The organism is Arachidicoccus terrestris (assembly GCF_020042345.1).
GTDB classification, from domain to species: Bacteria; Bacteroidota; Bacteroidia; order Chitinophagales; family Chitinophagaceae; genus Arachidicoccus; species Arachidicoccus terrestris.
This window is the reverse complement of sequence record NZ_CP083387.1, coordinates 38,847-55,015: the sequence shown is the minus strand read 5'-3', so window position 1 is coordinate 55,015 and position 16,169 is coordinate 38,847. Positions and strand designations below refer to the sequence as shown.

Annotated in this window: 8 protein-coding genes; all 8 read left to right on the top strand. The window is 51.0% G+C overall.

The window, feature by feature from the left end; all coding sequences use genetic code 11:
• Positions 1–188 precede the first annotated feature (188 nt).
• The 8 genes from K9M52_RS00185 to K9M52_RS00150 all read left to right on the top strand — a co-directional run bounded on the left by K9M52_RS00185 (position 189) and on the right by K9M52_RS00150 (position 15,866).
• Positions 189–1,412 (top strand): DUF6786 family protein, encoded by a 1,224-nt coding sequence (locus tag K9M52_RS00185; RefSeq protein ID WP_224070047.1) that lies wholly within the window; start codon positions 189–191, stop codon positions 1,410–1,412.
• Positions 1,413–1,610: 198 nt separating this feature from the next.
• Positions 1,611–3,398: an L-fucose isomerase gene (locus K9M52_RS00180; RefSeq protein ID WP_224070046.1), complete on the top strand. Its 1,788-nt coding sequence runs from the start codon at positions 1,611–1,613 to the stop codon at positions 3,396–3,398.
• 10 nt (positions 3,399–3,408) lie between these two features.
• Positions 3,409–4,773 carry an L-fucose:H+ symporter permease gene (fucP, locus tag K9M52_RS00175; protein ID WP_224070045.1) on the top strand — a complete coding sequence of 455 codons (1,365 nt, stop codon included), beginning with the start codon at positions 3,409–3,411 and terminating at the stop codon, positions 4,771–4,773.
• 73 nt (positions 4,774–4,846) lie between these two features.
• A complete protein-coding gene (locus tag K9M52_RS00170) occupies positions 4,847–6,493 on the top strand; it encodes a ribulokinase (RefSeq protein ID WP_224070044.1) in 1,647 nt (548 codons plus the stop codon).
• Positions 6,494–7,087: 594 nt separating this feature from the next.
• Positions 7,088–10,324, top strand: a complete 3,237-nt coding sequence (locus K9M52_RS00165) for a SusC/RagA family TonB-linked outer membrane protein (RefSeq protein WP_224070043.1) — start codon at positions 7,088–7,090, stop codon at positions 10,322–10,324.
• Positions 10,325–10,380: 56 nt separating this feature from the next.
• Complete coding sequence (locus tag K9M52_RS00160) at positions 10,381–12,138, top strand: RagB/SusD family nutrient uptake outer membrane protein (RefSeq protein WP_224070042.1); 1,758 nt, start codon at positions 10,381–10,383, stop codon at positions 12,136–12,138.
• A gap of 238 nt (positions 12,139–12,376) precedes the next feature.
• On the top strand, positions 12,377–13,078 hold the full coding sequence (locus K9M52_RS00155) for a TlpA family protein disulfide reductase (protein ID WP_224070041.1): 702 nt from the start codon (positions 12,377–12,379) through the stop codon (positions 13,076–13,078).
• Positions 13,079–13,166: 88 nt separating this feature from the next.
• A complete protein-coding gene (locus tag K9M52_RS00150) occupies positions 13,167–15,866 on the top strand; it encodes a GH116 family glycosyl hydrolase (protein WP_224070040.1) in 2,700 nt (899 codons plus the stop codon).
• The last annotated feature ends 303 nt before the right edge of the window (positions 15,867–16,169 follow it).

Sequence of the window (16,169 nt, the reverse complement as noted above, 5' to 3'; positions counted from 1 at the left end):
TCGACTAGCTTAAAGGATTAAGCCGCAGGTTTAAGATAGAGTAGTGATGTAACCACAAACAGTGTTGCTTCATTTCGGTTGAATAGATATTTATTTTTATTGACTTTAAACTGGATGCTATGTATGTTATAAAAAAGAGTTCTCAGCTGTACGCTTATGTATTACTCATTTCATTAACCGCTATTTCTATGTCTTGTAAAAATAATAAGGAAAAGAAAACCGGTGACAGCCCGGCCGCTGAGACCGGAGATACCAGCCGTCCGGGCAGTTTTGCCGGGGATCTTCGCTTTCTGCAACAAAAAGACAGTGGCCTGCTCGTCTTGTCCTTGCCGGAAAATAAAGAGGCGCAGGTGATTCTCTCCCCTAAATACCAGGCAAAGGTATTTACATCTACCGCGGACGGTCCTTCGGGGCGTAGTTTTGGCTGGGTGAATTATAAGGCTTTTTCCGGCCCGGCGGATCCGCATATGAATGCCTATGGTGGTGAAAACCGGATCTGGCTCGGCCCGGAAGGAGGGAAGTTCTCCTTGTTTTTCCAGCCCGGCGCCAGAATGGATTTTGAACATTGGAAAACGCCCGAGGATTTTGACACCGCTCCCTGGAAGGTGGTAACAGCAGCGGCTGGAACGGCTACTTTGTCCCGGCAAATGGAACTGGAAAATTATGCGGGCACCCATCTCAAATTGTCGGTAGACCGCACCGTACGTATACTGTCTGCAGTAGAGATGACTGAACAGACAGGGATGGATTTCACGGGCAAGTTATCGGAGGTAAAAGCTGTTGCCTATACAACCGAAAACAAACTTACCAATACCGGTGATAAAGCCTGGGATGAGAAAACAGGTATGCCCTGTATATGGATCCTGGATATGTTTACGCCTTCGCCTGAAACGGTTATTGTCGTGCCTTTTAAGCAGACGCCGGCTGCGGATTTTAATCAGGTCGCCACTGCTGATTATTTCGGTCAGATAGGCCCCGACAGGCTAAAGCATAATGACCATGTGCTTTACCTGAAAGCAGATGGCAAGAGCCGGGGTAAGCTGGGCGTTCGCCCGACGAAGGCCAAACAGTGGATCGGCAGCTACGGGGCGGATACCAAGGTGCTTACCTTACTGCATTTTGATCTGGACAGCACGGCCAGATACCTGAATCAGCAGTGGAATACCGATAAACCGCCATTTATCGGGGATGCGGTCAATGCGTATAATGACGGCCCGCTGGAAGATGGCAGCCAGATGGGGCCTTTTTATGAAATGGAGAGTGTTTCTCCGGCGGCCTTTTTAACACCGGGCGCCTCTATGTTACACCGGCAGTCGGTTTATCACTTTACGGGTAGTCGGTCAGCCCTAAACGCTATCGCCGAAAAACTACTGGGCGTCTCGCTAAAAGATATAGAAAATGCCTTTAAATAACCTGATGCGTGAGCGGCGGCTTCCGCTGTCGGGGGAGCCCTGTCAACTAAAGGAGAAACCCGAAAATTAAACAAAGATATATAACGACAGTAGGCAGCCCTGCCGGCTGGACAAAGTAAAAGTGCCAGCACCAAAGTAGCTTACTGAACCCTTTACCAAGTTATGCTATCATCATCTATTAAAACAAAAATATAAGACATGCAAACAACAGATCAATCTACTTTTTATCCCGCCATTGGTATCCGACCCATTATTGACGGCCGTCTGGGCGGTATCCGTGAATCCCTGGAAGAGACGACGATGCAGATGGCAGACAGTGTCGCGGCCCTGTATCGGGCGCAGCTTCGCTATCCGGACGGAACGCCTGTCCGGGTGGTCATTGCCGACGGTACCATCGGTGGCGTCCGGGAAGCAGATGCCTGCCGCCGGAAATTTGAAGGGGAAAATGTCGGGGTGTCTCTGTCTGTCACACCTTGCTGGTGTTATGGCAGTGAGACCATGGATATGCATCCAACCATGCCCAAGGCTATCTGGGGTTTTAACGGGACCGAGCGCCCGGGCGCGGTGTATCTGGCTGCCACGCTGGCAGCCCACAACCAATTTGGCCTGCCCGCTTTCGGTATCTATGGAAGAGATGTACAGGATCTGAATGATCAGACCATTCCGGAAGATGTCCGGGAAAAACTCCTGACTTTTGCCCGGGCAGGGATGGCGGTGGCGCTGATGCGCGGCCAGTCCTATCTGGCGATCGGATCTGTCTGTATGGGCATTGCCGGTTCAATGGTCAATCCGGGGTTTCTGCAGCAGTACCTTGGCATGCGTACGGAATATGTGGACTCTTCAGAAGTCTTACGACGGATCGAGAAAAACATCTATGACGAAAACGAATTTCAAAAAGCGAAACAGTGGGTGGCGAAATGTTGCAGGGAAGGGGAAGATTACAACCGTCCGGAGAAAGTCTCCAGCCGGGAGCAAAAGGATAAAGACTGGGATTTTGTGATCAAAATGACGATGATCATCCGTGATCTGATGCAGGGTAATGATCATCTGGCTGCCATCGGGTACGGTGAAGAGGCTAACGGACATAACGCCATCGTATCGGGATTTCAGGGACAGCGGCAATGGACGGACTTTTTGCCCAACGGCGACTTTGCAGAAGCAATCCTGAACTCTTCATTTGACTGGAATGGCATACGGGCGCCTTATATGGTCGCTACAGAAAATGATAGCCTGAATGGCATCAGTATGCTTTTTGGCAACTTACTGACCCATACCGGCCAGATCTTTGCCGATGTACGTACCTACTGGAGTCCTGAGAGTGTACAAAGAGTCACCGGCTGGCAACCCGAGGGCGCAGCTGCGGGCGGTTTCATTCATTTGATTAATTCAGGGGCGGCAACCCTCGATGGCACGGGCCGCCAGCAAAAGGATGGTGCGCCGGCCATGAAGCCTTTCTGGGAGATTACCGAAGCGGAAAAAGATGCCTGCCTGGAGGCAACCACCTGGTATCCTGCCAACCGGGATTATTTCAGGGGCGGCGGTTACTCATCCAAGTTTGTCACCAAAGGGGGAATGGCCGTGACGATGTGCCGCCTGAACCTGGTGGCTGGCCTGGGGCCGGTATTACAGATCGCAGAAGGGCATACCCTGGAATTGCCAGGTGAGGTACACCGAATACTGGATGAGAGAACCGATAAAACCTGGCCCACGACTTGGTTTGTCCCCAGGACAACCGGTCAGGGCGTCTTTCGTGACGTCTATAATGTTATGAACGCCTGGGGAGCGAACCACGGCGCTATCTGCGCCGGGCATATCGGCCATGAACTGATCGCACTGGCGGCACTGTTAAGGATCCCTGTCAATATGCATAATGTCGCGCCAGAAAAGATCATGCGTCCTTCTGCCTGGGGCAGCTTCGGCTCAGACCTGGAAGGTGCTGACTACAGGGCCTGCCTTCAGTTCGGCCCACTTTATAAAACCACTTAAATAGGATAAGATGAATCTGATGCGCAAATCAACGCTGTTTACGACCGCCGAGGGAAAAAATTACCTTCGCCCGTTTATTCTGATCACTGTACTATTCTTACTGTGGGGGTTTGCCCATGGGCTGCTCGACGTACTGGACAAGCATTTTCAGGATACATTACATGTCAGTAAGGCGGAGTCCGGTTTCGTCCAGTTTTCCCTGTATATCGGTTATCTGGTCATGGCCTATCCCGCCGGCGTTTTTATGAAACGCCACGGTTATAAAAAAGGGATTATTCTGGGCTTGTCGCTATTTGCTATCGGTGCTTTTTTATTCTATCCGGCGGCAAAACTCGCTGCCTTTATCCCATTCTTGCTGGCCTTATTTGTGCTGGCCTGTGGCCTGGCCTGTCTGGAGACAGCCGCCAATCCCTTTACAACGGTCATGGGCCCGCCCTCAGGGGCCGCCCGCAGGATCAATATTGCCCAGTCCTTTAACGGGTTGGGCTGGATCCTGGGACCGCTGATGGGCGGGCTTTTGATCTTCGGGGCAGAAAAGAAAGGCAATGCAGGCACCTTTGATTCGCTGATTCCGCCCTATATGATGGTGGGTTCCATTGTCGTGGTGCTGATGATCGTCTTTATATGTACCCGGCTGCCGGTGATTCAGGAGAAAAATGATCCTGAGGAAGAGCAGATAGCGGAGAGCACGCCGACCCGGGCGCTGCTTGGATATCCCATGTTTGTTTTGGCCGTCGTGGCGCAGTTTCTCTATGTGGCCGCGCAGACCGGTGTCAATTCCTTTTTTATTAATTATACCACGGAAGCCATTATCGGGTTAAAAGAAAGCGTGGCAGCCATGATGGCGCATCTGGGGTTATTTGGCGAAGTGTTTATGCCTAAAAATGCAGAGCAGGCGGCTTCCCTGATTCTGGCACTCGGTGGCATGGGTTCGTTTTGGATCGGCCGCCTGGTGGGTGCCTATCTGATGAAATTCTACTCGCCCAGAACACTTCTTATGATCTATGGCCTGGTCAATACCCTGCTCGTAGCGCTGGTCGTGATGCATCTGGGCTGGCTCAGCGTGATTGCGCTGTTCTCAACCTATTTTTTTATGTCCATCATGTTTCCCACCATTTTCGCGATCGGGCTCCGCGGCCTGGGGCCGCTGACCAAGAAAGCCGCTTCTTTTCTGGTAATGGCCGTGGCAGGGGGCGCTTTTTGTCCTCCGGTCATGGGTGCTATCGGTGATCATTTTGGCATGCATGTCGCCTTTATCATTCCGCTTGCCTGTTTTTTGTTTATCGCGGTTTTTGCCTGGATGACCAAAACAAGGTTTAAGCAGCATTTTAAAGGAGAGGTAATCGGCGCTCCGGTTGTTGAGGCGCATCATTGATGAGGCGCTTGTCTGCAAAAAACAGATAGAAAATCACGGCGGAGAATACCGGAACTAAAAAACAGTTATTACAATGAATCAAAGAGAAAAATATTGTCTGGGTATCGATTTTGGGACGGACTCTGTCCGCTGTCTTTTGGTATCAGCCTCAGATGGCCGGGTCCTAAGAGAGGCGGCCCGGGATTATCCCAGGTGGAAGAGCGGGTTATACTGCGATCCGGCCGCCAGGGTCTTCCGCCAGCATCCGTTGGATTATATGGAGAGCCTCACGGAGGTGGTGCAGCAGACGCTGGAAGGCATAGATCCCGAAATAAGGAAAAATATAGGAGCGTTGTCTATGGCAACCACCGGTTCAACGCCGGTTCCGGTCGACAGGACCGGTATGCCGCTGGCGCTCCAGGAAGGATTTAAGGAGGAGCCGGATGCCATGTTTTACCTTTGGAAAGATCATTCGGCTATTGATGAGGCTGCGGATATTAACCGGTATAACCGGACGCTTACCGGACAAAAGTACTTGGATTTTGTGGGCGGGGATTACTCTTCTGAGTGGTTCTGGAGCAAGTGGCTGCATTTGCTGAGAAAGCGTAGCCCGGCAGCGGAGGCTTGTTACTGTTTTGTAGAACATTCGGACTGGATGCCTTTTTTATTGACAGGAGGCAGCGATGTACATGACATGAAAAGAAATGTCTGTGCGGCAGGCCATAAAGGCCTCTGGTCAGCCATCTGGCAAGGCTATCCGCCGGACAGTTTCTGGGTAGGGGTGGACCCCTTGCTCAAGGGCGCGCAAGGGCGGCTCAGTTCCGCCAGGTACTTAAGTACGGAGACGGCCGGCCAGATCAGTCCGGCGTGGGCCAGGCGCCTGGGATTACCGGAAGACGTATGGATAGGTATCGGGGCACTGGACGCCCATATGGGCGCCGTCGGCGGACAGATTGAACCCTATTATCTGAGTAAGGTGATGGGGACTTCCACCTGCGATATGTTGGTGGCCCCGGAAGCGGATGTAAAGGATGTTTTAATAGACGGCATTTGCGGCCAGGTACCCGGTTCGATTATACCGGGTATGATCGGGATGGAAGCAGGTCAGTCGGCTTTCGGAGATGTATACGGCTGGCTGAAAACTTTTGTCGAAAAATCACTTTTGCTGTTGGACGTTACAGCTGATACAACAAAGCTGTTAAGCTTGCTTTGTGAAAAAGCTGGCCGGCTAACAGCTACTCAATGGGCGCAACTGCCACTCAGCACTGATTGGTTTAACGGCCGGCGTAGCCCGGATGTCCAGCCGCTTTTAAAAGCGGCCATCACGGAGCTGGATCTGAGTCAGGACCCGGTGGCTGTATTTGCTTCTCTGGTGGAAGCCACTTGTTTTGGCAGCAGGGCTATTGTAGAGCGTTTTACGGACAGAGGCATTCCCGTAAAAGGGATCATCGGACTGGGCGGGATTGCCCATAAATCTCCCTTTGTCATGCAAACCATGGCCAGTGTGCTGGGAAGGCCGATTAAAACCAATAGGGCCACCGAGTGCTGTGCCCTGGGGGCAGCCATGTATGCGGCTACCCAGGTCGGATGGTATCCAGAACTAAAGACCGCCATGGCTGCCATGGGACAGGGGTTTCTGGCGCCTTATTTGCCCGACAGCCGGCCTGAATGGAAAGATTTGTTTGAAGAACGTTATCAGAGGTACCAGACACTGGGCCGTTTCACTGAGGCGAACACTTGAACAGAAGAGACTATTAACCCGTTATTGGCTGTAGTTGCTTAAACGTTTAAATTGAATGGATTTGAGCGGTTTGCTTTTCTGTGACGCTGATTTGCCCGGCCGGCGCTTGTTTTTTCCCGCCGCTGCTTTTGGTCCGGCTGGATCAGATGGCCGTTTCGGATAATTGAAAATAACCGGAGGGTCTTTGTGAAGGGGCGACTTTATTTGAATTGACTTTGTTTGAATTGTATTGATTTCTTTCTGTGTTTGATTTGAATTGACGGGTTTGAATTGATTTTGTTTGAATGGATTGTTCCCAAATTGAACCAGGTACTGTATTCATACTGGCCGTATTGTTTTGAATGGCGAGTGGGCCAGGCTTTACCGACGGCGGTGACCAGGTAACCTATTGACGGGTTACCTGGCTCCGGGGATATCGCGATAGGCTTTGAATGGCATTATGAGGGCGGGGATGTAGAGATGTACCATATCCGGCATCTGTTAAGCGAAATGACGCAATAATCACAGCTTACATATATATCGAAGAATTTAAGTACGGCACTTACGACAACCACGCATTAATTAATTATTTACTCACGCCTTAATCCATTTAAAATGAATTACAGATTTTCAATTAATGGAACGTTGAACCGCTGGCGGCACCAGGAGCGGCCTTTCAGGATGGCCCGCCGGTTCAGGTTCTCTTCCGCTTTTCTTTGCTTCTTGGTTTGTATAACTGGGTTTTCTTCTCTAAAGGCTGCCAGGTATCAGGACCAGCCGGCGAATTTTCTGATCCGTGGCCAGATCACCGATGCCAAAGGTGGTGTCATTGAAGGAGCTTCGGTTCAGCTATTAGACGCTCCTCTGGGTACGGTAACAGATGATAAGGGCCAGTATGAGCTGGCAGTACCCGACGCTCAGGGCCACCTGGTGATTTCTGCCGTGGGCTTCGCCGCAGACACGGTACCCATTAACGGCCGCCATCAGATAGACCGGGCTTTACAGCCCAAAAACGGAGATCTGGACTTGATCGTCGTTACGGGGTACATGAAACAGAAAAAAGCAGACCTGACCGGTGCCATCAGTGTGGTATCCGAAAAAGATCTGGCCAAAAACCATGGGGTGACCAATATTATGCAGGCTTTACAGGGCGTGGTCCCGGGCTTACATATTACGACAGATGGTAGCCCTGTAGGGAACACCGGTATCCAGATCAGGGGCCTGACTTCCATCAACGGAGCTTCTCCGTTGATTGTGATCGATGGGGTACCCTCAGGCAATATGAACCTGCGGGATATCAATCCCAATAATATTGCCTCCATGCAAATATTAAAAGACGCGGCTTCAGCCAGTATCTATGGGGCACAGGGAGGTGCCGGGGTGATCCTGATCGAAACCAAAAAAGGGCACCTGGGTAAAGCTAAGTTGACCTACAACGGCGCTATTGGATTTTCCCAGTTTGCCAACAAAGTGCCCATGATGAATACCGAGCAATATGGCAGGGCGCTCTGGCAGGCGGCGGTCAACGACGGCCAGGATCCGGCGAATGCCACGCAGATCTATACTTATGAATGGCATAAAAATGACGCGGGCATCCCTGTACTGGATAAAGTCACGCCCAGAAAATACCTCAATGCTGACTCCACCATGATTGCCGGCAATACCAACTGGCTGGATGCGATCTCCCAGTCAGGCCTGCAACAGGATCATCAGATAACGCTTTCCAGCGGCAGTCAGAACAGCAGGACGTTGTTTTCTGTGAATTATAATCAAAATGACGGTACCCAGAAGTTTACCGGTTACAAGCGCTTTACGGCGCGTCTGAATACCAGTTTTGATTTACTGGATCACCACCTGACCATCGGTGAGAATATGGAGGCTTCTCATATGCGGATGGTGGACCAGAACCAGATGCACAATGCGCTGGTGGAGCCGCCCATTGTGCCGGTGCATACCACCGATGGTGGCTGGGGCGGTTCTGCCGTCAGCCTGGGGATGGATGATTACTGGAATCCGGTCAGGGAACTGACGCTCAATAAAGACAACGCGTCTAAGTACAATAAGATTTACGGCAATATCTACGCCGATGTGAACTTTCTGAAACATTTTCATTACCGCTCGCAGTTCGGCCTGATCTATACCCAGGGCTATCACCGCACGATCCAGTTCACCTTTAAAGAGGGCGGCGGTAAGTTCCAGCCCACCAATAATGTGGATCAGTGGTTCTGGCAGCAGTCCAATCTTACTTTTACCAATACGCTGGACTATCAGCTTGAGACCGGTAAACACAGTCTGGATGTACTGGTGGGGACCGAAGCCACGAAATTCAAGACGGAGAATATGTCCGGCAACCGGCAGGGGCTGGCTTTCGAAAACTATGACTATGCCTATCTGGGCACCGCCACCGGTAATATGGCGGTCTCAGGTGGCGGGGATGCCTATAATTTTCTCTCTTATTTTGGCAAGTTCAACTACTCCTACGATAACCGGTATTTGCTGTCCGGCACTTTACGTGATGACGGGTCTTCCAAATTTGGGGAGAATCATAAATACGGCCTGTTCCCGGCGTTCTCAGCAGGATGGCGTATCAGTCAGGAAGCCTTTATGAAAAAATGGGCCTGGATATCTGATTTAAAGCTGCGTGGCAGCTGGGGCATGAACGGCAATACTTCCACCATCTCTTCCAATGCCAGCAAGACCTTTTTTGTGGCGGATTATAACGGCACATCTTATGGCATCGGCGGCGCAGAGACCGGCGGGCTGCCGTCCGGTTTTCGTAAGATGCAGACCGGTAACCCGGACCTGAAATGGGAATCCGACCGGCAGACCGATATCGGTCTGGACTTTGGTCTGTTTAACCAGCGGCTCTTTGGTTCTTTTGATTATTATCACCGCTTTACGGACGGGATGCTCTACAATCCGCCATATCCCGGCGTGCTGGGAGAAGGTGCCAATGAGTGGTACAACGGTGCCAGTATGGTGGACCGTGGCTTTGAGATTCAGCTCAGCTATAACAGTGACCCGCTGAAAAAGTTTAAATATACTATTACGGCCAATGTCAGCCATAACCATAACGAGATCGTCAGTGTGCCCAATACGGTACTGTATACCTATGGCGGAAGTGCCCTCAAAGGGGATAATATTATCGGTCATCCCTATCATTCTTATTACGGGTTTATTACAGAAGGACTTTTTACGACCCAGGATGAGGTGGACCAGGCGCCGGACCAGCCGGGCAAAGGACTGGGCCGCATCCGGTATAAAGACCTCTCCGGTCCGGACGGCGTACCGGACGGCAAGATCGATTATGATTATGACCGCACCTGGATCGGCAGCTGGGATCCGAAAGTAGAGTTCGGCCTTGGCTTTAATGCCAGCTATAAAAACTTCGACTTTGCCATGTTCTGGCAGGGTGTGGCCGGCAATACGGTCTCAAACGGATGGAAGACCTATAGCGATTTCTGGAACGTCTGGGTCCAGAGTGGATTTAATCACCCCACCCGGATTCTGGACGCCTGGTCACCTGCCAACCCGGATTCTAAAATTCCTGCCTTATCGCTGACCAATGCCAATGATGAGCTCAGGACCTCAACCTATTTTATGGAGTCCGGCAGTTACCTGAAACTCCGTAATATTCAACTGGGTTATTCTCTTCCGGCCAGCCTGACCTCTGCCATCGGGGTGGAGCGGGTGCATGTATTTTTGGTTGCCCTGAACCTGGTCAGTATTAAAAAGAGCTGGGGTGATAACGCCTTTACCGGTCCGGATCCGGAAACATTCACCGGTAACGACTACAGCAATCCCTATGTGATCCCGCGCAGTTTTAAGTTCGGGCTTGACGTCTCCTTTTAATGAACCGCAGTAATGAACAGAACAAATGCTGAAAGGCATTTTAAAATATAATGATTATGAAAAAGCTAATAAAAAAGATACTGATACCTGGTTTATATATGGCAGTATTCGCACTGGCGGCGACCGGCTGCCATAAGTTTTTAGATGTGAAACAGCAGGGCGCCGTTACACCGGAAGATGTCGAGACGCCGGAAAATGTGGACGGACTGGTGATCGCTGCCTATGCCTGGGTGGCGCATGAGGGCATTATCAATCAGAAAATGAGCCCCTGGCTGGCCGATATCAAATCCGATGATTCCTACAAGGGAGGCGGTGGCCTTTCTGATCAGACGCCCTGGTACCAGATGGAAGTGTTTTCCCTGGTAACGCCAAGTGTGGGCAATAATGACGGTATCTGGTTTGGGCAGTATGAGGGTGTGTCGCGTTGTAATGCGGCACTGACAGCCTTGAATAAACTGGACGCCGCCACCTATCCTGAAAAAGATACCCGTATTGCTGAAATGCGTTTTCTTAGAGGGGTGATGTTTTTGCAATTAAAAAAATGGTACCGGTGGATACCGTATTATGATGAAACGGTTCCCAAGGATTCTATCCCCAAGATCCCCAACCATCCGGACACGGCAACCAGTGATCTGTATATCTGGCAGCATATCTATAATGATTTTGCCCAGGCGGCTGAGGGGTTGCCTGAAACACAGTCAGAGCCCGGCCGGCCGACCAAGTATGCGGCACAGGCAGAAATGGCAACGGTCTTAATGTGGATGGCTTATGAAGAAGATGAAAATAATCAGGTGGTCAAGATTGGTAAAGACCGGTTGCAGCAGGCACTGGGCTTACTGGACGGCATTATTAATTCCGGTAAATATCACCTGAACGCTGATTTTGCGGATAATTTTGAATACACCATGGACAACCAGTCGCCGGAGTCGATCTGGGAATGGCAGTATACCCATGATGACGGTACCCCAAACGGCAACCTCAACGGCGGTACGCCGCTGAATGCCCCCTGGTGGCCGCCTTATTTTAGCTGCTGTGATTTTCACAAACCCAGCTATACGATGGTCAATGCATTCCGGGTAGATCAGGACGGCATTCCTTTGTTTGACGACTACAATGATGCCAACATTAAAAATAAGGATACCTACTTTGCCTCCAACCAGTGGGATCCCCGGATCGGCCACACGGTGGCCATTCCAGGGCTTCCCTGGAAATATCAGCAGGACCTGCTTTTTGACAGCAGCGGGTCCAGGGATCCGATTATTTATGGTTATTTTAGTTCTCTGAAAGAAAATGTGGAAGCGGGCAGTCCGGTGCTGGTCAACTTGTTCTGGATGTGGAATTCTAAAAATGAGACCGCTATCCGCTTTGACAGGGTTCTTTTACTGAAAGCGGAAGCGCTCATTCAGCTGGGCCGCTTTCAGGAAGCTTTACCGATCATTAACCAGATCCGGGCGCGGGCGGCAGCTAGCACCAGCCGGCTGAAGTTTGCCAGTGGTGATCCGACCTTGCCCTATAAAATTGAGCCTTATAAGGATGGGGTTAACTGTCACTGGACCCGGGATTTTGCCTGGAAAGCCCTTATCTGGGAAGACCGGCTGGAATTTGCCATGGAGGGTGAGCGCTGGTATGATATCGTGCGCTGGGGTATCGCTGATTCGGTGATGAACAGCTATTTTAGTAAGGAAACACCCAGAGCCAGATCCTGGATGAAAGACGGAAAGTTTACCAAGGGCCGGGATGAATACATGCCGATCCCACAGCCACAGATGAACTATTCCTATGGACTCTATAAACAAAATGTGGGCTATAATTAAAGTATTTTGGATGATGATTGGATATAGATGAAGAAGGCAGCGGTTGCCCTAAAGGCCTTCCCCGCCAAAAGGGTGACCGCCTGTCTTTATGCATCATTTCTATACGGTGCAGGCAGGCTTCCGGTTGCCATTTATCCAAACGAAGGGGAGTGCTTTCGCTTTATGACAGGCTATTAAAGGGCAGCAGTAGGTAATGTTGGTGAAGATAGGGTTTTAAGTATTCAATAATTATTTGCGTATGCGAGCTTATTTTTTGAGATATAGAAAATATTTGCGGCGCTTGCAGGGCTTCGGCCCCAGGTGCGCTGCAGTCTTGCTGGTTCTGGTACCGGTTGCGGTACTGCTGGCCAGTTTAGGCGGTTGTCACCAGAGACAAGGTAGCCGCCAGGATAACGACCTTGTTCTAGATACGGGCGGTAAGGCGTCTACTGATAAAGATCTGCCGATGGCGAATCTGCATGCCACGGCTCCGGGTAAGGTTGACGCTGGAAAGCAGCTCCCGGATACCCTGGACATCAGCTGGTACAGCCAGGATAAACGAAGGATTCCGCCTTTTAAGATCCGCCTGGTGGATGGTAAGGGGTATACGTACAAAGACCTGAAAAGAAACTTTCCGACGATACTGATCTATTTTCAGCCGGACTGTGAACACTGTCAGACTTTCGCTGCGGCGCTGGAAAAACGGTTGCCTGCACTGGCAGACAGGCAAATTATACTGATCAGTTTTGCCCATATTAATGCGGTGAGGGATTTTGACAGGCAGTATCATCTTTCCGGTTATCCTGAAGTAAAGATCGGTTCTGAAGGGTATACGTTTTTGGTCCAGAAATATTACCAGATTGAGCATTTTCCTTTTGTGGCCTGTTTTAATAGGGAAGGAAAACTGGTGCGGATTCTGAATCCCGGGCTGGAGCCGGCTGCTATGGCGGCTTTGCTTTGAGCAGAGGTCTGGAAGAGTTGCATTATGGAACACCGGGCAATTCCCCATCGGTGGTTTCACCCCGGATAAATCACAAATATACAAGACGATGAAAAATAAAACGAATCATACAAAAATAGGGAATGGGAAAATAAATAGTTCGCAAAAAAAAGCGGCTGCTGATCAGCCGCAGTCTAAACGGCGGGATTTTATCCGGCAGATCACTTTGGGTGGCATCGGTACCGCGCTTTTGCCCTGGAACAGCGTGCTGGCAGGCAGCGGCAGGGAAGCCGGAACTGCCCGCTCTGCCGCCTGGCCGGGGGCAGCGCCCGCCTCCCTGCCGGTTTTTAAAAAGGAGACCTTGCAGCACGTAGCCTTTCCTATCGGGGGGCTCGGTGCGGGGATGTTTTGTTTGGAAGGAATGGGGGCGATCTCTCATATGAGTGTGCGTAACCATCCCGATATATTTAATGAACCAGGCATGTTTGCCGCCGTTGCCGTTAAGCCAGCCAAAGACGGGGAAAAGGCGCCGCCTGTAGCCAGATTACTGGAAGGACCGGTACCGGAGTGGAAGATCTTTGGTCCCAGGGCTTCCGGACTGGGAGATGTGGGAAAGCTGTATGGGCTGCCCCGCTATAGAGAAGCCAGTTTTGAGAGCCGTTTTCCTTTTGCAAACGTGCAGCTGACTGATCCCGAAATGCCACTGAAAGTCCGGATCGAAGGCTGGAGTCCGTTTATCCCTACGGATCAGGATAACTCCGGTCTGCCGGCCGGCACCCTGGATTATCATCTGATGAATCCGGGCGACAGTCCGGTGGAAGCGGTGTTTTCTTTTCATAGCAGAAACTTTATGGCAGATAACAGAGACGTGGTGAACCTAATTGACGGGATGGAGAGGGGCTTTGTGCTCCGTCAGCAGGGTAAAGCGGACGCTCCGCATCTTCAGGGAGATTTTGCGGTGTTTACCGACGCTGAGAATGCCTTGATAGACCACTGCTGGTTCCGGGGTAACTGGTGGGATCCGCTGACTTCCACCTGGAATACGATCAGCAGCGGGGCCACCCGCGCAGCGGCCCCTGTTGAAAAAGAGGCACCGGGCGCTTCTATCTATGTGCCTGTGTCGCTGGCGCCCGGTGCCAGTAAACGCATCCGGATTCATTTGGCCTGGTACTGCCCGCATTCTACGCTCCGGATGGGAGAGCCGGATCCGGCGCTGCACCAGCAGAACTGTTTTGCGGCGGATGAAAATCAGGTGCTGACGGGGAAGCGTTCGCAGGAAAAGTTCTACCGGCCCTGGTATAGTGCCAGGTTTGCTGATCTCGGTGAAGTGGTCGGTTATTATAAAACGCACCTGGAGACGTTATATCAGCGTACGAAGCTTTTTAATAAAGCGCTGTACAGCTCCAGTTTGCCGCCTGAAGTGATGGAGGCGGTGACGGCGAATCTGTCGATTTTAAAATCGCCGACCGTGCTCCGGCAGTATGACGGCCGGCTCTGGTGCTGGGAGGGTTGTGAAGACCTCGTGGGCAGCTGTCACGGTTCCTGCACCCATGTCTGGAACTATGCACAGGCGACGGCGCATCTGTTTCCTGCCCTGGAAAGAACCCTGAGGGATACGGAGTTCTGCGAAAACCAGAACCCCGAGGGGCACCAGAATTTTCGGGCCAACATGCCCATCAGTCCGACGACACATGATTTTCATGCAGCGGCAGACGGGCAATTAGGCGGTATCATGAAGGTATACCGTGACTGGCGGATCAGTGGTGATGATAACTGGTTGCGCCATCATTACCCAAAGGTGAAAGCCAGTCTGGATTATTGTATCCGGACCTGGGATCCGGGCCTGAAGGGTAGGGTAGAAGAACCGCATCATAATACCTATGATATTGAATTTTGGGGCCCGGATGGAATGTGCACCAGTTTTTATCTGGGAGCGCTGTTGGCGATGACCCGTATGGGTACTTACCTGAAAGAAGAAGTGGCTAAATACCGGCAGCTCTATGATAAGGGACGGGCCTTTCTGGAAGAGGCCTTGTTCGACAGGGAATATTTTATCCAGCAAATTGAGTATAAACAGCTAAAGGCAGCAGATCCGACAAAGGTGAACTCCTTTGGAGGGGCTTATTCGCCGGAGGCGGTTGAGCTCCTGAAAAAAGAGGGACCGAAGTATCAGTACGGTAAGGGTTGCCTGAGCGACGGGATCCTGGGTGCCTGGATCGCCCAGATGTGCGGTCTGGGCGACATTGTAGATCCGGTTAAGGTGACCAGTCACCTGGAGGCGGTACATCAGTATAATTTAAGGGAGAGCCTATGGACGCACGCCAACCCGCAAAGGCCCGGTTTTGCATTGGGTGGCGATGGAGGGCTATTACTTTGCACCTGGCCAAAAGGAGGGAAGCTCTCGCTGCCTTTTGTCTATAGTAATGAGGTCTGGACGGGTATTGAATATCAGGTAGCCAGCCATTTGATGCTGATGGGTAAGGTGGACAAAGCTCTGGATATTATCCGTGCCTGCCGCGGCCGGTATAACGGACGGCTTCGTAATCCCTATGATGAATATGAATGCGGCCATTTTTATGGCCGGGCGCTGTCCAGTTATGGCCTTTTGCAGGGGCTCACCGGACTGCGCTTCGACAGCGTGGATCAGTCCTTATATGTTCACTCTCAGATCGGTGATTTTACCTGCTTTTTATCTACGGCCAGTGGATTTGGGACAGTGCGGCTGGAAAAAGGAAAGGTGAAGGTGCAGGTGGATTACGGGAAGATCGAGGTAAAGAAGATTTTTATTGACGGGAAACAGGTGGTGTGAGGATTATATGCATAGAAGCAGAATAGCGGAGTTGATAGATATTGAAAGAAAAAATATTAGAAGAAATGCATTTATGGAATTTATTGAATATGGAGTGCAATATGTATTTCCACAGTTATCAGGCGTTATAGCGTTCGGAATTGAGACAGCGCATTCTCACTCCTTTTATCAACAATATTTTTCATGCGACTTTCCCCATGTCTGCCTACCTTAGATGGAGATGCTCGTGGGCAGTCCATTGAGCCGCTACATAAAGGCGTTGTGAAAGCTTGTCTGCAAGCTCCCGTTTTATATAAATTATTG